Below are 20,983 nucleotides of genomic sequence, written 5' to 3'. Positions count from 1 at the left end.
GAAACTTGCCCATATAAATAGCTTGCTAACTATCTATGTTCAGGCAACATCCTGTTACTCGTCAAGCCCCATTTAGCCGAACGCTCAGCGCACGGCTCAGGTTTCAACGCTCGTGCAGCGCTTCGGCCCGGGATTTGATAATCGGCTTGAGCAGATAACTCAGCACGCTTTTCTTGCCGGTGATGATGTCCACTGAGGCCACCATGCCCGGAATAATCAGCAGCGGGCGCTCATCCGTGCCCAGGTGGCTGCGGTCAGTGCGCAGCTTGATCACGTAGAAGGTGTTTTTCTTTTCTTCGTCCTGGATGGTGTCGGCGCCGATCTGCTCCAACTTGCCTTTGAGGCCGCCGTAAATGGTGTAGTCATATGCGGTGAACTTGATCATGGCCTCCTGGCCAGGGTGCAGAAACGCGATGTCCTGGGGGCGTATGCGAGCTTCCACCAGCAGGGTGTCGTCCAGCGGTACGATCTCGGCCAGGTCGCTGCCCGGCTGGATCACCCCGCCCACTGTATTGACCATCATCTGCTTGACGATACCCCGCACCGGTGAGGTCACCAAAGTGCGGTTGACCCGGTCTTCCAGGCCTTTGGAGGTGGACTGGGCCTTGCTCAGGTCAGTGGTGGCTTCGTTAAGCTGAGTCAACGCATCACTACGGAACTTGCCGCGGGTTTCGTCGATTTTGCGCTGAACTTCGGTAATCGCCGCCTGGGCACGAGGTATTGCCAGGGTCGTGCCTTCCAACTGGCCGCGGATTTCGACTTCCGAGCGGCGCAGGCGCAAGACTTCCACCGGCGAAACCGCGCCCTGGGCCACAAGGGGCTCGGACATGCTGATTTCCTGGCGCAACAGGTTAAGGCTGTTGCGGTACTGGTCGGCCTTGGCACTGAACTCGCGAGCCTCCTGCTGGCGCTGCACCAACTGTTGCTGCAGGCCAGCCACCTCATCTTGCAATTGCTGGCGCCGGCTACGGTACAACTGCTCTTCGTTGGCGGCCTGGTTGGGTACCGCTTTGCGCACCTCAGGCGGAATACTCAGCGGGCGGTCCTGCACTTCGGCACTCAAGCGTTCGACGCGCAATTGCATGGCCACACGATCGGCCTCGGTTTCGCCGACGTTGGAGGCGAAACGGGTGTCGTCCAGGCGCACCAGGGGCGCACCCGCTTCGACGATCTGCCCTTCGTGCACATAAATCTGCGCCACGATGCCGCCTTCCAGGTTCTGAATTTTCTGTATTTTCGACGACGGAATGGCCTTGCCCTCTCCCTTGGTCACTTCATCGATGACGGCCAGGTGGGCCCACAGCAGCAGAAACAAAAAGAAGGCGATGATGCCCCAAATGGTCAGCCGCACGATGCGCGGGGCGTCGTCGATCAGCGCTTTGCTGACCTCCGGCAGGGGCTGGCCGTCGAGGGAATCCGAACCTTTGAAATAACGACTGAGCGAGCCACGCAGGCCGCCTGGACCGGACTTAAGCAACACTGATCTGCCCCTTCTTCAGCGCTTCCATAACCGCGGCTTTCGGGCCATCGGCGAGAATCTGGCCACGGTCGATCACCACCAGCCGGTCGACCAGGCTGAGCAATGAAGCGCGGTGCGTCACCAGGATCATGGTTTTGTTTTCGATCACCGCCTGCAGCCGCTGCTTGAGGCGCTCCTCGCCGGTGTTGTCCATGGCGCTGGTGGGTTCGTCGAGCAGCAAAATCGGCGGGTTGAGCAACAACGCCCGGGCCAGGGCGACATTCTGCCGCTGGCCGCCGGACAAGTTCTGCCCCCGCTCACCCACTTGCAGTTCATAGCCTTGGGGGTGCAGGCGGGCGAATTCGTGGACACCGGCCAGCTCTGCGGCTTGCAACACCAATTCGTCTTCCACGTAGCGGGCCCCCGAGACCAGGTTGTCACGCAGGGTGCCGCTGAGCAGTTGAATGTCCTGGGGCACGTAGCCGATGTTGTGGCGCAGCTCGCTGACATCGATCTGGCGAATGTCCACGCCGTCGACCAACAAGGCGCCACTGTCGGCCTGATACAGCCCCACCAGCAACTTGGCCAGGGAGCTTTTACCCGAGCCGCTGCGGCCAATGATGCCGATCTTCTCGCCTGGGCGCAGGGTCAGGTTGAGCCCACGCAACGCAGGGTTCTGCTGGCCTGGGTAGGTAAAGGATAAGTCGCGGCACTCAATCGCGCCCTGTAGCACTTGGCGGCTCAGGGGGCGCTCATCGAAGTTGCGCTCTTGCGGCAGCTCCATCATCTGGTCAACCGACACCATGGTGACCTTGGCCTGCTGATAGCGGGTCAGCAGACCCGACAGCTGCGCCAATGGCCCCAGGGCACGGCCGCTGAGCATATAGCAGGCCACCAGGCCGCCCATGCTGAGGTTACCGTCGATGATCTGGTAGACGCCAAAAATGATCATCGCCACACCAGCCAGTTGCTGGATCAGCAAGGTGATGTTCATCGCCAGGCTCGACAGCACTTTGACTCGCAGTTCCAGGCGGCTCAGGGTGCCGATGGTCTGTTCCCATTGGTACTGGCGCTCGCTCTCGGCGTTGTTGACCTTGACCGCATCCAGCCCGGCCAGGGTTTCAATGAGCCCCGACTGGCGCTCGGCCCCCAGTGCCATGGTGCGTTCGAGGGTCGCGGTCAGGGGCTTTTGCAGAAAATGGCCGATGCCCAGTGCCAAGGGGAAAGCAACGATCGGAATCCACACCAGGTGCCCGCCCAGCAGGGCGATCACCAACAGAATGATCAGAGTGAAGGGTAAGTCGATCAGGCTGGTCAGGGTGAGCGAGGTGAGGAAGTCGCGCATGCCCTGAAATTCGTGAATGTTCTGCGCGAAGCTACCGACCCGGGCGGGCCGATGCTTCATGGCCATGCCGACGATCCGCTCGAACAGGGTAGCCGAGATGATCAAATCGGTTTTTTTCCCGGCCAGGTCCAGGCATAAGCCGCGTAGCCCTTTGAGCAGCAGGTCGAACAGATAGGCACCCGTGATACCTACCGCCAACACCCACAGGGTTGCTGTGGCCTGGTTGGGCACGACACGGTCGTAGACGTTCATCACAAACAACGGGGCAGCCAAGGCAATCAGGTTGATCACCAGGCTGGCGGCGATGGCATCGGCATACAGCCAGCGGGAACGCTTGAGGGTGTCGCGAAACCAGGAGCGCGCGCGGGGGATCAGGGTGTCGTGATTTACATCGAACTTGTGCTGAGGTTGAGCGAAAAAGACCCGCCCGCTGTAATCCTCCTGCAGGATGTCGCGGCCCACGCGCACTTCACCCCCGTCGCTTTCGCTCAATAGCAAGCGTGCAGTATCGCCTTCCCAACCCAGCAACACGGCACTGCGGGCGTCTTTGAGCAGCAGCATGACCGGCAAGGCGATACGCGGGATCTGCTCCAACTGGCGATGCATCAGGCGCCCCTGCAAACCGGCGCGCGCGGCGGCGCGGGTGAGCAACTCGGGGCTCAAGCGCTGCGCCGGCAGGGGTAAGCCGGTCGTGAGCATAGCGCGGCTGGCAGGCTTTTGATGTAAAGCGCAAAGCGTCAGCAAACCATCCAGCAAGGGGTCGTCATGCTGGCTGCGTGGGTCGAAACCCAACGGCGCTGTACCTAGTTCTGATTCCACGCTGACACTCTCGGCTTGAACTGAACAAAAGCGCTCCCTGGGGAGCCCGTTAGCGGGCGACATGGGCCCAGTGGTTTTTCCGACCTCTGCACAACCGATGCCAGCCTTGGCCATGCCCCGCGCGGGCTGGGTTCGTAGCCGTGCAAGTAGTGAAGATCAGTCAGGTTATCGGCTAGAACTGCCAATATTTAGGCGAAACACTGGAAGCCACCGGCATTTGCATGACGGGGGTAGTGGGTCAGTGTTGCGTGGACGACTCTGCCTCTGACCGCTCGTCGGTTATTTTTCCCAGGCAGTGATTTGAGGAATGTAACGCTGCCAATCCCCCGCAGTCTCCAAGCCCCCGATAAATAGAGCCTTGGCGCTGTTTTATTGACGAAAATTCCAGCCAAAAAGCCTTTCATTTCAATAGCGATGCGCGCGGCGACTCTCACTAAACCGACGAAAGCCGCGCCCTGCGCGGCTCTTGGCAAGTTTCCTGCTTTGAGACACACCATTGTAGAAGCGACGGCAATCGGCCACTAAATATCAATATGACATCACTCATGGGATTGTTTAGGATGCCGACAAATGATCAACGCCTCGTATTTTGCTGTTTTCAAACAACAAATAACATTTATTTGACGCCTTAAAAACGTCGCACGGTAGTGCCTCCGGAGAGTTCTTCACATGAGCAGTGTTGTTGCCATCGTCAAAAGCATTGTTGGCCAAGTTATCGCCGTTTCCGCCGAGGGGATTCGGCGCGTACTCATTGAGGGAGATCGTTTGTTCACCGGAGAACAAGTGGTCACCGGCCCCGAGGGGGCTGTGACGTTAGAACTGGCTGACGGTCGTAGCCTGGACCTGGGCCGTGATACCCAGTGGAGCGCAGCCGCGCCAGACTCCAGTACCGATCTGGCGCAGGCCGCTAGCCAGAACGCCCCATCGGTCGCCGAACTGCAACAGGCAATCGCCGCCGGCGCTGACCCGACCACCGTATTGGAAGCCCCCGCTGCAGGGGCGACAGCTGCCGGTACCGGCGGTGAGGCCGGAGGCAGCCACACGTTCGTGATGCTTGACGCCGTGGCCGGTGAAGTCGACCCGACTGTGGGCTTCCCGACCGAGGGCCTGAACTCGGCTGCCGCCTTGGACAATACCCAGGTCGAAGGCTTGATCACCAATACTGACGACACGCAGAACCTGCGCGCGGCCACCCTGACCCTTAGCGCGACGCCTACCATTACCGAAGCCGGCGGCGTGCTGGTGTACACCGCCAGCGTAACCCAGGCGCCCACCAGCGACCTCACTGTAACCCTGAGCAATGGGGCGAGCATTGTGATTGCGGCGGGGCAGACCAGCGGCAGCGTCAGTGTGCCCATGGGTTCCCAAGACACGCCGTATCTCGACGCCGGTCAGCTGTCGGCCAGCATCAGCAGCACCAGTGGCGGCGCCGGCCTGGTCTTGACCACCGACACAACGCCTGCGGTGACTCAAGTCACCGACACCATCGACACCACTCGGGTGCTGCTTAGCGCCAGTGAGTCGGTGAGCGAAGGTGGCACCATCACCTACACCGCGACCTTGACGAACAAGGCCGAGACCGCCGTGCAAATCACCTTGTCCAATGGCGACGTGATCAATATCGCCGCAGGTGAGTCCGTTGGTACGGTAATCCACGCGGCGCCCGCGGCCGATGCGTACAAAAATACCGCTATCGAGGTAAGCGTTACCGACGCCCAGGGCGGCAACTTCGAAGCGGTTGACTACAGCAACGCCAAGGCCAGCACCGCCATCGTCGACGGCCCCACTGACAACACGCAGTTGACCCTGAGTGTCGACAAGGCCACCGCGGTCGAGGGCGATACCCTGCGCTATACCGCCACGCTGACGAATGCCGCCGGTACCGACGTCAACGTGACCTTGAGCAATGGGCAGACCATTACCATTGCCGCCGGCCAAACCAGCGGTTTTGTCGATTTCAATACGGCGCCGAACGACATCTACATCAGCGCCAACACCCAGGCCGTCAGCATTGCCCAGGCCACCGGTGGCAACTTTGAACAACTGAGCGTGAGCACCGCGCCAGCCGTTACCCAAGTCGCCGACAGTACCGACGTCACCCGCGTGACCCTGAGCACCGACGTAGGCTCGGCCTCGGTACAAGAAGGCAGTGTGATCACCTACACCGCGACCGTAACCGGCACCCCGCAAACCGCGCTGGTGTTGCAGCTGTCCAACGGCGCGACGATCACCATCGATGCAGGCCAAACCAGCGGCAGCAGCCAATACACGGTGCCTAACGACGTCTACCAGAGTGGCCCGCTGACCGTCAGCGTCACCGGCGTTACCACCAGCCCAGACGGCAGTGCCAACAACGGCAACTACGAAGCCCTGGACTACAGTAACGCCAGCGTCACCACGTCCATCACCGATGTGGTGTCGGCAGTCGACGTCAGCTTGTCATCGGACAAGCCTACGGCAGTGGAAGGCGACACGATCACCTACACCGCGACCCTGGCCAACGGCGTTAAAACTGAATCTGAGTTGGTGCTGACCCTCTCCAACGGCGCGACCGTGACTTTCGCGGCGGGCTCCAATACCGGCACCGGCACTTATGTCGTGCCCAACGATGTGTACAAAGACGCTGCCGTCACCCAGACCGTGACCATCACCGGGGTGGACGCGGCGAAGAACGGCAACCTGGAGGCGGTCAACTTTGCCGGGGCTTCAACGTCCACGGTCATCAGTGACAGTATCGATACTACGGCTGTGACCTTGTCCGCCGACAAGGCTTCGGCAGTGGAAGGCGATACGATTACGTACACCGCTACTTTGGCTAATGGCGTTAAAACCGAATCCGAGTTGGTGCTGACGCTATCTAACGGCGCGACTGTGACTTTCGCGGCTGGTTCGAACACGGGCACCGGCACGTACGTTGTGCCTAATGACGTGTTTAAAGATGCTACCGCTACTCAGACAGTGACCATTACCGGTGTGGATGCTGGGAAAGACGGCAACCTTGAAGCCATTAATTTTAATGGTGCTTCGGCTTCGACCGTTATCAACGACAGGGTTGATACCACCGCTGTGACCCTGGCCGCCGACAAAGCTTCGGCAGTAGAAGGCGACACCATTACCTACACCGCCACTCTGGCTAACGGCGTTAAAACCGAATCTGAGTTGGTGCTGACCCTGTCTAACGGCGCCACCGTGACTTTCGCCGCAGGCTCGAACACTGGCAGCGGCACTTACGTTGTGCCGAACGATGTGTTCAAAGATGCCACTGCAACACAAACCGTCACCATTACCGGTGTGGATGCTGGGAAAGATGGCAACCTCGAAGCTATCAACTTCAATGGCGCTTCGGCTTCGACTGTTATCAGCGATAGCGTTGATAGCACCGCTGTGACCCTGGCTGCTGATAAAGCCTCGGCGGTGGAAGGCGACACGATTACCTATACCGCTACTTTGGCTAACGGCGTTAAAACCGAATCTGAGTTGGTGCTGACTCTATCGAACGGCGCCACCGTGACTTTCGCCGCAGGCTCGAACACCGGTACCGGCACTTACTTTGTGCCCAATGATGTGTTCCAAGATGCCACCGCCACGCAGACCGTGACCATTACCGGTGTGGATGCTGGGAAAGACGGCAACCTTGAAGCGATTAATTTCAATGGTGCTTCGGCTTCGACCGTTATCAACGACAAGGTTGATACCACCGCCGTAACCCTGGCCGCCGACAAAGCTTCGGCAGTAGAAGGCGACACGATCACCTACACCGCCACTCTGGCTAACGGCGTTAAAACCGAATCCGAGTTGGTATTGACCCTGTCTAACGGCGCGACCGTGACTTTCGCCGCTGGATCGAACACTGGCACCGGCACTTACGTTGTGCCGAATGATGTATTCAAAGATGCTACCGCTACTCAGACCGTGACCATCACTGGCGTGGATGCGGGGAAAAACGGCAACCTCGAAGCTATCAATTTCAATGGCGCCTCGGCTTCGACTGTTATCAGCGATAGCGTTGATATCACTGCGGTAACCCTGGCGGCTGACAAAGCTTCGGCGGTAGAAGGCGACACGATCACCTACACAGCCACTCTGGCTAACGGCGTTAAAACCGAATCCGAATTGGTGCTCACGCTGTCCAACGGCGCCACCGTGACCTTCGCCGCAGGTTCGAACACCGGCACTGGCACTTACGTCGTGCCGAACGATGTGTTCAAAGATGCTACTGCTACTCAGACCGTGACCATCACTGGCGTGGATGCGGGGAAAAACGGCAACCTCGAAGCCATCAATTTCAATGGCGCCTCGGCTTCGACTGTTATCAGCGATAGCGTTGATACCACTGCTGTGACCCTAGCGGCTGACAAAGCTTCGGCGGTAGAAGGCGACACCATCACCTACACCGCCACTCTGGCTAACGGCGTTAAAACCGAATCCGAATTGGTATTGACCCTGTCTAACGGCGCGACCGTGACTTTCGCCGCTGGATCGAACACTGGCACCGGCACTTACGTTGTGCCTAATGATGTGTTCAAAGATGCCGCAGCTACCCAGACTGTCACCATTACCGGTGTGGATGCTGGGAAAGACGGCAACCTTGAAGCGATCAACTTCAGTGGCGCTTCGGCTTCGACTGTTATCAGCGATAGCATTGATACCACTGCGGTGACCCTGGCGGCTGATAAGTCATCGGCTATCGAAGGCGATACGATTACGTACACCGCTACTTTGGCTAACGGTGTTAAGACTGAATCCGAATTGGTGCTGACTCTATCGAACGGCACCACTGTGACCTTCGCCGCAGGTTCGAACACCGGCACTGGCACTTACGTCGTACCAAACGATGTATTCAAAGATGCCACTGCAACCCAGACTGTCACCATCGCCAGTGTGGATGCTCTTAAGAACGGTAACCTGGAAGCCATCAACACGAGCGGTGCATCCGCTTCTACCCAGATCAGCGACAGCATCGACACCACCGCCGTAACCCTAGCCGCCGACAAAGCCTCGGCCGTCGAAGGCGACACCATCACCTACACCGCCACCCTGGCGAATGGCGTTAAAGCTGAGACTGCATTGGTCCTGACGCTGTCCAACGGCGCCACCGTGACTTTCGCTGCAGGTTCTAACACCGGCACCGGCACTTATGTCATACCGAATAACAACGTAAAGGATGGCACTTCTACACAGACCGTGACGGTTACCGGTGTGGATGGGGCAAAAGATGGCAACCTGGAGCGTATTGATTTCAGTGGTGCCACCGTATCGACAGTCGTCGGCGACAGTGTCGATGCAACCCCCGTTACGCTCGCGGCTGATAAAGCTTCGGCCGTCGAAGGCGATACGATCACCTACACCGCTACCCTGGCCAACGGCGTTAAAACCGAATCCGAGCTGGTATTGACCCTCTCCAACGGCGCCACCGTAACCTTCGCCGCTGGCTCGAACACGGGCACCGGTACTTATGTCGTGCCCAACGATGTGTTCAAAGATGCCACCGCCACCCAGACCGTGACCATTACCGGTGTCGACGCCGTGAAAAACGGCAACCTTGAAGCCATCAACTTCGGCGGCGCATCAGCGTCCACCCAGATCAGCGACAGCATCGACACCACCGCCGTGACCCTGGCGGCTGACAAAGCCTCGGCGGTGGAAGGCGACACCATCACTTACACCGCTACTTTGGCCAATGGCGTTAAAACTGAGACTGCATTGGTCCTGACGCTGTCCAACGGCGCCACCGTGACTTTCGCCGCAGGCTCGAACACGGGCACCGGTACTTACGTGGTGCCGAACGACGTATTCAAAGATGCCACGGCAACCCAGACTGTCACCGTTACGGGTGTCGATGCGGGGAAAGACGGCAACCTCGAAGCAATCAACTTCAACGGCGCTTCGGCCTCGACGGTTATCAGCGATAGCATCGATACGACTGCTGTAACCCTCGCCGCCGACAAAACATCGGCAATAGAAGGCGACACCATTACCTACACCGCCACGCTGGCGAACGGTGTCAAAACCGAATCTGAGCTGGTGCTGACGCTGTCCAACGGCACCACGGTGACCTTTGCTGCAGGCTCTAACACTGGGACCGGCACCTACGTCGTGCCTAACGATGTGTTCAAAGATGCCACCGCTACCCAAACCGTGACCATCACAGGCGTGGATGCAGCTAAGAACGGTAACCTCGAAGCGATCAACACCAGCGGCGCATCAGCATCCACCCAGATCAACGACAGCATCGACACCACCGCTGTAACCCTGGCGGCTGACAAAGCCTCGGCGGTAGAAGGCGACACCATTACCTACACCGCCACGCTGGCGAACGGTGTTAAAACAGAGTCTGAGCTGGTGCTGACGCTGTCGAACGGCGCCACCGTTACATTCGCCGCTGGCTCGAACACGGGCACCGGCACCTACGTCGTGCCCAACGATGTGTTCAAAGATGCCACCGCTACCCAAACCGTGACCATCACCGGCGTGGATGCAGCTAAGAACGGTAACCTCGAAGCGATCAACACCAGCGGCGCATCAGCATCCACCCAGATCAGTGACAGCATCGACACCACCGCCGTAACCCTGACCGCCGATAAGGCATCGGCTATCGAAGGCGACACCATCACCTACACCGCCACGCTGGCTAACGGTGTCAAAACCGAGTCTGAGCTGGTGCTGACGTTGTCCAACGGCACCACGGTGACCTTTGCTGCAGGCTCTAACACTGGGACCGGCACTTACGTCGTGCCCAACGATGTGTTCAAAGATGCCACGACCACTCAGACAGTGACGGTCACATCCGTTGACGCCGTGAAAAACGGTAACCTTGAAGCCATTAATTTCAGTGGCGCATCAGCATCCACCCAGATCAGCGACAGCATCGACACCACCGCCGTGACCCTGACCGCCGATAAAGCTGCGGCAGTGGAAGGCGACACCATTACCTACACCGCCACGCTGGCTAATGGCGTCAAAACCGAGTCTGAGCTGGTGCTGACGCTGTCCAACGGCACCACCGTTACGTTCGCTGCTGGCTCGAACAGCGGTACGGGCACTTACGTCGTGCCGGGTGACACCCTGAAAACCCCGACCACCACCCAAACCGTCACGGTTGTAGCGGCGGATCCGGTCAAAAATGGCAACCTCGAAGCCATTAACTATAAAGATGCGTCGGCTTCGACCCAGATCAGCGACAAGATCGACACCACTACGCTGAAGCTGTCTGCCAGCGAGTCAGTGGCCGAAGGGGGCAAGATCACCTACACCGTGACCCTCTCCCATGCGTCTGACCAGCCTGTGACGGTGACCCTGAAAAACGGTGAAACCGTGACCATTCAGGCCAATACCCTCAGCCAGTCGGTGGAATCCGCCGCGCCCGCCGACGATGTGTACGTGGGCAGCCGTACAGTCGAGAACAGCATCGACCGCGTTACCGGTGATGGCCGTTTCGAGGCCCTTAGCGTTGATAAAGGGCCGGTGACGACGCAAATCACCGACGTGAAAACGGATCTGCCGGTGACCTTGACCGCCACCACCGACGTGAATGAAGGCGGCACGATCACCTACACCGCCAGCGTGGCGCAGCAGGTGACGGGGAGCGACTTACACGTTCAGTTGGCTAACGGCCAGACCATCACCATTGCCGTGGGCGCCACCTCGGGCAGCCTACCGAGTAATGTGCCGAACGACGCCTACAAAGGCCCGGACAGTATCGGCAACTCGATCACGGCCGTGAGCGGCGGCAACTACGAAAGCCTGGTTTATGGCGCGCCGGTCAATACCACGGTGCATGAAGTCACCACGGCCACCGAAGTGAGGATCACCCAGAGCGCTGACAGCGTCGTCGAAGGCGCACCGGCTCATTACACCCTGACCCTGAGCAACACACCGCAAACCGCCGTGACCGTGAACCTTACATACAGCGGCACGGCCCAGGATGGCAGCGACTACAGCAAAGTGGTCAGCGTCACGATCCCTGGCGGGCAGAAGAGCGTTAACTTCGACGTTTCGACCCTCGATGACCAACTGATCGAGAACACGGAAAACCTCACCGTGACGATCGCCTCGGCCACGGGAGGTAACTTCGAGCAGTTGAACGTTAGCGCGACGCAAAACAGCGTCACCACGGCCCTTCTGGATAACACCCCAGTGGTGGACCTCAATGGCGCTGGCAGCGGCAACGACCACAGCATCACCTTCACCGAAGGCGGCCGTGCGACACCCATCACCAGCGGCCTGAGCATTACCGACGCCGACAGCACCCACTTGCAGAGTGCCCAGGTCACGTTGAAAAACCCACAGACGGGCGACGCGTTGAGTCTCGACCCGGCGGTGATTGCCCAGTACCCGAACATTACCGTCACGGCCAACGCCAATGGCAGTGGCTATACCTTGAGCGGCAACGGCACCTTGGCGGACTACCAAGGGCTGATCGGCAAGATCACCTTCAATAACTCCAGTGATAACCCCAGCCTGGAGAACCGCCAGATCAGTGTTGTGGTCAACGACGGCAGTCACAACTCGGCGGTGACCACCACCACGGTGGTGGTCAACTCCATCGATAACGCCCCTACCGCCGCTTCCAGCAGCACCTTGACCAGCAGCGAAGACACGCCGGTGAAAGTCACCTGGGCCGGGTTGGGGATCACTGACCCGGACAACAGCACCAGCGAACTGGGCATCAAGGTGGCCGCCCTGCCCGACCACGGCACCCTGCAGGTCAGCAATGATGGGCAACACTGGACCAGCGTCAAGGCCGGCGATGTGATCAGCAGCGCGACCATCGAGGCGGGGCATCTGCGCTTCAGCCCGACGGCCGATGAGGCGAGCAACGGCCAGTACACGCAGTTCCAGTTCCAACCGATCGATGCCAGCAATGCCGTGGGTAATATGGCCACGGTTAACCTGTACATCACGCCTGTGGTGGATGTGCCGGTGTTGAGCATCAATACCCCGGCCATCACCACCACCGGGTTGAACAAAGACGTCTGGACTACCCTGTCCAAGGATGCTTTGGGCACCAACGGCCAGGGCGCCAGCGCCGCGACCCTGGTGAACGTGATTGGCAAAGCCAGCCCGGTCAACAGCACCGCCCACGGCGTGTTTGACCTGAACGCCAGCTCGGTCACCGAGGGCACCGCAAGCAAGGTCAGCGGGCTGATCTACCTGGAAGCCGGCAAGACCTACACCTTCAGCGGCAAGGGCGACGACAGCCTGGCAGTCACGCTGGGCGGTAATGTGGTCGCCAGTGCCACCTGGGGCAACAATGGCGGCACCATTTACAACACTGGCAACGGCTTCACACCGGCCGAGTCGGGTTACTACACCCTGGACGTTTACCACTACAACCAGAACGGCCCGGGCAACTACAACGTCAATATCTCCATAGACGGCGCCACACCGACCACCCTGAGCGGCAGCGGCCTGCCGACCTATGGCAGCGTGGCCGACATGACCAATGCCGGCCTGACGGTCTCCGACCTGCACGGCAGCAATGGCGAAGGCTTCTATACCGGCACCAGCGTCAACCATGGCTTGGAAGACACCCGCATTCAGCTCAGCGCGGTGACGGTGAAGTACGGCGACACCACCGACGGCTCGGAGACCCACGTGACCACCCTCAGTGGCGCGCCCGTGGGCTCGGTGCTCAGCGATGGCAGCCACTCCGTGACCATCGACAGTAGCAAGCCGGTGGTGATCGATGGGCTGAACCTGGCGACCCTGAGCATTACCCCGCCCAGCAACTACAACGGCACCTTTACCCTGACCGTGACGGCCACTGCCAGTGAAGCCGGCATCAGTAAACCAGAAGTCGTCACCGGTACCATTAAAGTGGTGGTCGACGCGGTCAACGATGCCCCTAACGTGGCACTGGACGACGGCGGCCAGGGCAATGGCTTCAACAACGCGTTTGTCGAAGACAAGTCTGGTGCTGTGGCTGTGGTCGGCAATGTGCATATTTCCGACATCGATAGCAGCAAGGTGACGGGTGCCACCGTCACCCTGACTAACCCCCTGAGTGGCGATCAGTTGCTGGCGCCGAGCAGCGTCGGCGGTATCAGCATCACTTCGAGCACGGTCAACGGCGCGTTGGTGCTGACCTTGAGCGGCAGCGGTACCGCCGCCCAGTACGAGGCTGCGCTTAAGGCGATCACTTTCAACAACACCAGCGATACGCCAGACCCCAGCCCGCGCACGATCAGCATCAGCGTAAGCGATGGCATCAGTTGGTCGAGCCTGAGCAACTCGGTGATTTCCGTTACCCCAACCAATGATGCGCCTACCGCCACCAGCAAAACCCTGACCGGCAGCGAAGATACCCAACTGAACATCAGCTGGGCCGACCTGGGCATCAAGGACGTCGACAGCAGTAACCTGAGCGTCGTCATCAACACCCTGCCGAAGAACGGTACGCTGTACTTTGATGGGGGTGATGGCAAGCTGGTAGCTGTCAGCGCCAACCAGACGATCGCCAAGACCAGTTTCGATAACGGCAAGCTGGTGTTCGTGCCGAGCGCTAACGAGTCCAGTGCAGTAAACGCGCCGGCAGGCACCAGCGTGCCTACGGGGGTGGGTAACAACCACCAAGACTACGCGCAGTTCAGCTTCCAGGCATCGGACGGCAGCTTGCTGTCCAACGCCCAGACACTGACGGTCGACATCACCCCCGTGGCCGAACGGCCTACCGTCACTGGGGCCAGCAGTGTGCAGGAAAGCGGCTCGACGTTGCTCAACCTGGTGGCGACCACCAGCGATGGCGATTCGGAGACCGTCAGCATCAGTAAGGTGGGAGCGATCCCAGCCGGTGCCACCTTGAGCGATGGCAGCGGCCATACCTTCACGGCCACCGCGACCGTCAATGCCGTGGACGTAAGCAATTGGGACCTGAAGACCCTGACATTCACCCCGAAACCTTACTCCACCGAGCCGGTGAACCTGACCGTCACGGCCACCTCGAAGGAAAACTACGGCACCTCCAGCAGCACCGCCGACAGCACCGTGAAGATTTCCGTGACCCCGGCCGTCTATGACCACAAGGACGGTACCACGGCCGCCGATAACCTGACCGGCACCAGCAAAAGCGAAATCATGGTGGGCGATAGCCAGGGCGTGCTGATCGTCGATGGCAAGAACTACAACATTGCGTTTGTCGTCGACAGCTCAGGCAGCATGAGCCAACTGGCCGCGGCGAAGACGCAACTGGAGTCGGTGTTCAAGGAACTGGTCGCCAGCGCGAAGTCTTCCACCGCGGGTGTGGTGAACGTGTTCCTGGTGGATTTCGACAATACGACCGGCGCGCAAGTCTCCGTCAACTTGAAAGACCCCAATGCGCTCGACAACCTGCTGGGCGTCTTGAACTCCATGCAACAAGGCGGCGGTACCAACTACGAGGACGCCTTCAAGACCACCGCCAACTGGTTCTATAGCACCACCGCGCAAAGCAACGTCGGCGCGGAAAAAATGACCTACTTCATCACCGACGGCATGCCAACGTTCTATCAGGACAATAGCAACAGCGCTGTGGTGGTGGACTACCGTACGCGCACGGACATCACGTTGGCTTCGGTGATCAGCGAATACACCGGCAGCAATAACGTGCAGCGCGTCCTGGGTGGTGAGACCCGCACGATCATCGGCACCGACGGTTCGGTGTACAAATGGACCTCGCAGCAAGCCAGCAACGGCAGCAACTACTGGACCCAGACCAAGATTGGCACGCTGGCGTCCCATGACGACGGCAAGGGCGGCCATGAGTACAGCTTCCTCGCGGGCGACGGCAGCAGCACCGATAGCACCACCCTCAGCAACGCCAATGAAGGCTACCAATTGCTGCTCAAGACCGGCACGTCGGTCGAGGCCATCGGCGTCAACATGGGCGACACAACCGCCTTGAACAAGTACGACACCGACGGCCAGGCCCACGGCATCATCGACGCCAACCAACTGTCTGACGCCATCCATGGCAACACCACGGCCATGGCGCCGGCCAACGATACGTTGGATGGGGGTGACGGGAATGACATCCTGTTCGGCGACGTGGTGTCGTTCAGTACGGTTTCCGGTAATGGCGTCGAAGCCATTCGCGCGTATGTCAGCGAGCAGACCGGTGTGTCCGATGTCAGCGACAAAGGCATGCATCAGTACATCACTGACCATCTGGTGGAGTTCAACGGCACCGCCACGGCGGGCGGCAACGACACCCTGATGGGTGGCGCGGGCAATGACATCTTGTTCGGCCAGGCCGGGGATGACACGCTCAACGGCGGCTCGGGTAACGACCTGCTGATCGGCGGCAAAGGTAATGACATCCTCACCGGCGGCAGCGGCAACGACACGTTCGTGTGGCTCAAGGGCGACACCGGCAGCGATGTGGTCAAGGACTTCAGCAAGGAAATCGGCAAGACCGGGGGCGACACCCTGGACCTGCGAGACTTGTTGCAAGGCGAAACCGACGCCAATATCGACAAGTACCTGAAGGTCACCACTGACAGCAGCGGCGGGACTACACTGGAGGTCAGCACCACCGGCCAATTCACCAGTGGCCAAAGCGCCACCTCGGCGGCCAGCGTAGCCGATGTGCACATCAAGCTGGACAACGTGAACTGGTCGAACCAGACCATCAACTCGCTGATCAGCGGTGCCGACCCTGCCATCAAGGTTAACCACGATTGAGGCCCGGCGGCCCCTATGGCCGCTGCGTAACTAATGTGTACTGAGAGGTTTTCCATGTTTTATGTGCAACGCGGTGCCAACGGCCAGCTGGTCCGGGTGGAAGCGGCGGCCTACGCCGAGTCCACTGAAAGCCTGCCGGCCGATCACCACGAGATTCAAGCGTGGTATTCCAATCAAGTGGTGGAAAATAGCCTGAAGCAACTGAAGCAGAGCGACCTGGAGATGATCCGGGTACTCGACGACTTGATTCAGGTATTGACCAGCAAGGGCGTAATCCGTGTCACGGACTTGCCGGCCGCCGCACAGGCGAAGTTGATGGACCGGACCCAGGCGCGGGAAGCGTTGGGTGGGCTCGATCATTTGATTAATGATGATGAGCCGGGGTTGATCTAACAGGTATAGCAATAGGGGCGGGGGAAGGCGACCAATGGGCCGCCTTCGATGTTTCTAAGCTGCGCAGCTTGTGCAACGGGCTGCCGCCGTGCGGGCTTGGGGATCTATTGCCATGGCTTGGGCTCACCCAACAGTTGCCCCTGTACCCCCTGAATCCCCATCTCGCGGATGACCTTCAACTCCCCTTGGGTTTCGACCCGTTCGGCAATCAGCGGCAGGTCGATGCTGTTCGCCGCGCGCTGAATGGCTTCGATGAACAGACGCTTGTGGCCTTCCTGGTCGATGGCGCGAATGTGCCCGCCGTCGATTTTTAGATAAGCCAGGCCTAGATGGGCCAGGTTACCGATCATGCTGAAACGCCCGCCAAAACGCTGCAGGCTCAGGCTGAAGCCCAGCGTGCGCAAGCGCCGGGTCAATTGCTCCAGCGTGTTGTGGTCGGGGAGCTGCTCTTCGCCGATCTCGAAGGTCAGCCGCGGGCCGGCCGCCGGGTGTTGGGCCAGCATGTCGAAGACCCGCTCCAAGGACGGCGGGTCGGTGAACGTGGCCGCCGACAGGTTCAGGGCCAGGGGCTGTTCGTGCTGCTGCAGGTGGGTGAGCACTCTTTCCAGCATCAGCCGGTCCAGCCGGGCGGCCCAACCGAAGCGCTCCAGCCAAGGTAAGAAGCGGCCCGCCGCAATCGCATTGCCTTGTGGGTCGAGCAAGCGTGAAAGCACCTTGTGGTGAATCACCTGCTCGGTGGCGTCACTGCGCACCACGGGCTGGAAGAACAGCTGGAAGTGGCCTTGTTGCAGCGCGTCATCCAACAGCTGGTGCCAGGCATGATGATCATCACCAATGGCGGCCAACGTACTGTGGTCAAGGCACACCCAGCTCGATCCACCTTCGGCCTCGGCCTGGGCCAAAGCTTGGTCAGCCCGCTTGAGCAGCTCTGGGATGACGTCGCCCGGGCTGTAAGGGGCCAGCCCTATGAAGGCCGGGGGGTTGGTGTCCGATGCGCCAGTCTCGTAGAGGCTCTGTAATGCCACCTCCAACTCTTGGGCCAGCTGGCAGGCTTCGTCTTTGACCAAACCCGGGGCAAGGACGGTGAACTCACCGCCACGGCTGCGGCTGATCAGATTGTGGGTTTCAGGGTAGCGGGCGCAGGCTCGCGCCAATTGTTCACCCACGGCCTGCAACAGTTGATCGGTGTGTTGCCCGCCTAACCGCTGGTTCAGGCCAGCCAGGTCGCTGACCCGCAACATCAGAAGAAAGCCCGCACTGGCTTCTTCCAGGTTACTGACACGGGCGTGCAATTGCAGGTCGAAATAACGGCGGTTGGCAAGCCCGGTCAGGGGGTCTTGGTAGGACTCCACCCGTAGCTTTTCGCTACGCTCGGCCTGTTCGAGGTACAGCGCTTTGAGCTTCTCGACCATCTGGTTCATCGCTTGTACGACCCGACGTAGTTCGGGCGTACGCGGCAACTGCGGCAAGCTGAGAAATTCACGGCGCGCAATGGCCTGGGACTGCGCCACCATGTAATCGAGTGGCTTGAGTTGGCGACGCAGCAGCATCGCCCCCAGCACGGCACTGACGGCACCACAGAGCAGCAACCAGCTTAAGCTCCCCAGGGCGCTCTGCCAGAGCTTGGCCAGGGCAAACATCGGGTGGCTGACCACTTCTACCCGCGCGGCCTGCTGCCAGCCGCGGCTGACGATGGCATCACCGCCAGCCGCGTCCAGGCCAATCAAGCGCACGAACCAGGCCGGCACATCGTTACCGTCAGGCTCGGCGCTGCGCGCCACCATCACCGAGTCGTCTTCCAGGTTCACCACCCGGATGCTCGCGTAGTAGCCGCTGTCGAAGATCGAGCTGACCATTAGCTCGACCATGGCAGGGTCGTCGATGTTGGGCGTCAGTGACAAGGCCAATGCCGTGGCTGCGTCTTGTGCATGGGAGCGCAGTTGATTGACGTACTGCGTGCGCGAGCTTTCCAGGCTGACCATAAAGCTGCCGCTGAACGCGACGATCAGAAACAAGCAGATCGCAAGCAACAGTTGTTTGAACAGAGACATCGAGGCTCCTGTTAGTTGTCTGCACCGACTGGAAAACCTTCGGCCGCCATTTTTTTCAGTATATCCTGCCAGCGTGACAGGCGTTTGGTATCACCGACCTTCTTGTTGCCAGCCGCGCCAGTCAACCATAGCCCCTCGCCATTAAAGGCGTACACGGGGAGCAGGTCGGTTCGCTGGTTAGCGGGCCGGATTTCGTCGATAAGGCTGTCGAGCACCAAAGGCATGGCGTTGGGGCTGGCGTAGTAGGTCAGCACCATGTGGGCACGATTTTGTCTCAACGCCTTTACATAGGTGATCCGCAATTTATCGCTTGGCACCCCCAGGTGCCTCAGGCTGAAATACTTGGCAATCGCATAGTCCTCGCAGTCCCCTGCGCCTTTGCCAAGGGCCTGCACCGGCGTCGCCCAATAGTCGACTTCTCGCCAAAGGTCGATGTCTTCTTCGTACCGCAGCTGACGATTGAAGAACAGGTTGATCACCTTCAACTGTTCCAATTCAGAATCTTGTTTTTCATCCAGAAGCAGCTGTTGCCAGGCGTCCAGCCGTTTCTGACCTGCACCTAATGGGCCATACAGCGCTTCGGCACGACGGCTGATTTGGGAGAAATCCCAGTCTGCCTGCGTCGCCCCCAGCCAGGCGCCGGCCAGCACCAACGCGAGTGCCAGGTGACGCATGATCGGGTGGAAAAACAAGCGAGTCGCCAATGCGATCAGTCCGGCTAATCAGTGAGCAGACTCATGGTGGCGCCAATACGGGGAAAAAACAATGGCACCTTGCAATCAAAGAACGCACTTAATCTGCGCAAATCCATAGATAAGTTAGATATCGCCAGTTCATGCGTCAGCTTTTTGACCCAAGGCCTAGTTTTGTCTTCCATTGTTCAAAAACTTGCGTCACGATAATAGGATATAAAAACGGCGCCGAGGAAACGCAGAGCGTCCAGGGAGGGTCACACAGCAAGTCTTTCGCTCTGTCAGGCAGGCAAAGTATCTGCGCTTTCCCCGAGCGGTTTAACGTTATATGTTTTCAGGGCCCTACGCGTGACTCCCAAACCTTCCTTGAGCAATATCTTGGTCAGCGAGAAAGTACCCGCTCACCTAGCCCGATCAATGATCGAGGAAAAGCTACGTACGGCTATCCTCGATGGCCGACTTCCTCGCGGCATGGCGGTTCGTCAGCAGGAGCTAGCATCCCTTTATGGGGTCAGCCGTATGCCGGTTCGTGAAGCACTACGCCAGCTAGAGGCCCAGGGCCTGTTGCAAGTGACCCATCACAAGGGCGCTGTGGTTGCCCCGTTGATCAGCGACGATGCCGAAGAGACCTACGCCCTGCGCATCCTGCTGGAGCGTGAAGCGCTGCGTCTGTCCCTGCCCTTGCTGGAGCAGCAGAACTATGACGAGGCGCTCTACTGCATCGACGCCATGGAGGAGAGCACAGACTACAGTCAGCTTGCGACTCTGAATCGGCGCTTCCATATGGAGCTTTATTGCAAAGCCCCTAACAAACGCCTGCTCCGCCTGATAGACCAAGGTCTCTACGAAGAGGAGCGCTTTATGCGTTTCAATCTTGGCACCATGGGGCTGGGCAAAATTGCCCAAGACGATCACCGTTCGTTACTCGCCGCCGTTTGCCAGAAAGACATCGACACCGCGCTGGTGCTGCTAGAGCAACACTTGCACCGGGGCGTGGACGCGATCAGGCGTTATACCCAGAACATGCCTTAAGGGCCTGATGTTTTGACAGGCAAGAAAAAGCCCCAGTGTGCGCAGCACACTGGGGCTTTTTTATTCAATCTTGACGATGACCTACTCTCACATGGGGAAACCCCACACTACCATCGGCGATGCATCGTTTCACTACTGAGTTCGGGATGGGATCAGGTGGTTCCAATGCTCTATGGTCGTCAAGAAATGCTTGAGCGGCGACGCCCGTTAAGCTGGCGCAGCCGCGAATCTTTAATAACGCTTCTACTTATAGACAAAACCCCCACCTGCCTACGCAGATGGGGGTTTCGGAATTTAATCTTGACGATGACCTACTCTCACATGGGGAAACCCCACACTACCATCGGCGATGCATCGTTTCACTACTGAGTTCGGGATGGGATCAGGTGGTTCCAAGGCTCTATGGTCGTCAAGAAATTCGGGTACCGATGCGCTTACGCGTCTCGGCAAATCAGGTGTGTGATATCGGTGGTTTGTGAGTGCAAATTTTCGGACTCTGCAGTCTTCACAACACCGCAATCCGCTCTCTCGA

At 59.2% G+C, this 20,983-nt stretch carries 7 protein-coding genes and 2 rRNA genes; 3 read left to right on the top strand and 6 right to left on the bottom strand.

The window, feature by feature from the left end; all coding sequences use genetic code 11:
- Window positions 1-103 precede the first annotated feature (103 nt).
- Both QCL65_RS01370 and QCL65_RS01365 read right to left on the bottom strand, forming a co-directional pair.
- Window positions 104-1,480, bottom strand: a complete 1,377-nt coding sequence (locus QCL65_RS01370) for an HlyD family type I secretion periplasmic adaptor subunit (RefSeq protein WP_407314155.1) — start codon at window positions 1,478-1,480, stop codon at window positions 104-106.
- Entirely contained in the window at window positions 1,470-3,623 is a 2,154-nt protein-coding gene (locus QCL65_RS01365; protein ID WP_407314153.1) for a type I secretion system permease/ATPase, read from the bottom strand. The genes QCL65_RS01370 and QCL65_RS01365 overlap by 11 nt, the downstream gene beginning before the upstream one ends.
- Before the next feature lie 669 nt (window positions 3,624-4,292).
- Between QCL65_RS01365 and QCL65_RS01360 the strand changes: the two genes are divergently transcribed.
- A complete protein-coding gene (locus QCL65_RS01360) occupies window positions 4,293-16,283 on the top strand; it encodes a retention module-containing protein (RefSeq protein ID WP_407314151.1) in 11,991 nt (3,996 codons plus the stop codon).
- 54 nt (window positions 16,284-16,337) lie between these two features.
- The gene (locus QCL65_RS01355; RefSeq protein WP_407314149.1) at window positions 16,338-16,676 is read left to right on the top strand and encodes a tryptophan synthase subunit beta; all 339 of its coding nucleotides are present in this window, start codon (window positions 16,338-16,340) and stop codon (window positions 16,674-16,676) included.
- A gap of 104 nt (window positions 16,677-16,780) precedes the next feature.
- Here QCL65_RS01355 and lapD read toward each other — a convergent pair whose 3' ends face one another.
- Both lapD and lapG read right to left on the bottom strand, forming a co-directional pair.
- Complete coding sequence (gene lapD, locus QCL65_RS01350; protein WP_407314147.1) at window positions 16,781-18,727, bottom strand: cyclic di-GMP receptor LapD; 1,947 nt, start codon at window positions 18,725-18,727, stop codon at window positions 16,781-16,783.
- Between the two features lie 11 nt (window positions 18,728-18,738).
- Complete coding sequence (lapG, locus tag QCL65_RS01345) at window positions 18,739-19,401, bottom strand: cysteine protease LapG (RefSeq protein ID WP_407316605.1); 663 nt, start codon at window positions 19,399-19,401, stop codon at window positions 18,739-18,741.
- A 366-nt stretch (window positions 19,402-19,767) separates the two neighbouring features.
- Between lapG and QCL65_RS01340 the strand changes: the two genes are divergently transcribed.
- Window positions 19,768-20,451 (top strand): GntR family transcriptional regulator, encoded by a 684-nt coding sequence (locus QCL65_RS01340; RefSeq protein ID WP_407314145.1) that lies wholly within the window; start codon window positions 19,768-19,770, stop codon window positions 20,449-20,451.
- A 68-nt stretch (window positions 20,452-20,519) separates the two neighbouring features.
- Here QCL65_RS01340 and rrf (QCL65_RS01335) read toward each other — a convergent pair.
- Both rrf (QCL65_RS01335) and rrf (QCL65_RS01330) read right to left on the bottom strand, forming a co-directional pair.
- Window positions 20,520-20,635, bottom strand: a 5S ribosomal RNA gene (gene rrf / locus QCL65_RS01335).
- A gap of 114 nt (window positions 20,636-20,749) precedes the next feature.
- Window positions 20,750-20,865: ribosomal RNA gene (rrf, locus tag QCL65_RS01330) — 5S ribosomal RNA — on the bottom strand.
- Window positions 20,866-20,983 lie beyond the last annotated feature (118 nt).

It is taken from the genome of Pseudomonas sp. nanlin1 (assembly GCF_045571515.1).
Taxonomy (GTDB): domain Bacteria; phylum Pseudomonadota; class Gammaproteobacteria; order Pseudomonadales; family Pseudomonadaceae; genus Aquipseudomonas.
This window is presented reverse-complemented; position numbering and strand designations above follow the sequence as displayed.

What these genes read in the sequence shown, in the direction of transcription:
- QCL65_RS01360 (WP_407314151.1), top strand. Translation starts at nt 4,293, where the DNA reads ATGAGCAGTGTTGTTGCCATCGTCAAAAGCATTGTTGGCCAAGTTATC.
- QCL65_RS01355 (WP_407314149.1), top strand. Translation starts at nt 16,338, where the DNA reads ATGTTTTATGTGCAACGCGGTGCCAACGGCCAGCTGGTCCGGGTGGAA.
- lapD (WP_407314147.1), bottom strand. Translation starts at nt 18,727, where the DNA reads ATGTCTCTGTTCAAACAACTGTTGCTTGCGATCTGCTTGTTTCTGATC.
- lapG (WP_407316605.1), bottom strand. Translation starts at nt 19,401, where the DNA reads ATGCGTCACCTGGCACTCGCGTTGGTGCTGGCCGGCGCCTGGCTGGGG.